Below are 369 nucleotides of genomic sequence, written 5' to 3' on the forward strand. Positions count from 1 at the left end.
TGCGCCTGCGCAATGGTGGTGGGTTAGCAGCGTCAGCTGCGTTTCTCTTCAGGCCAAACGCCTGGGGCGGTTGGCTTCCGACTGCCCTTGACCATTGACAAAAAAGGAGGGAATCACACCATGCCACGGATCATGGACATCCTTGAAACCATTGCCCATTTCGGGAAAAATCCCGATGGGTCCTATACCCGCCGGCTGTACAGCCCGGAATTCTTCCAGGCCCTGGAGGCGGCGGAAAATCTGCTGCAAAAGGCGGGGCTTTCCACCAGCCGGGATGCTGCCGGGAACCTGCGGGCCGTGCTGCCCGGGACGGACCCGGACGCCAGGCACATCCTTATGGGGTCCCATCTGGATACGGTGCCTTCCGGG

Annotated in this window: 1 pseudogene; it reads left to right on the forward strand. The window is 61.2% G+C overall.

What is annotated here, in order from left to right:
- Positions 1-120: 120 nt before the first annotated feature.
- Positions 121-369: pseudogene (locus QVO43_RS08845) on the forward strand (Zn-dependent hydrolase); the annotation flags it as partial.

The sequence above is a fragment of the Acidaminococcus sp. CAG:542 genome, assembly GCF_000437815.1.
Taxonomy (GTDB): domain Bacteria; phylum Bacillota; class Negativicutes; order Acidaminococcales; family Acidaminococcaceae; genus Acidaminococcus.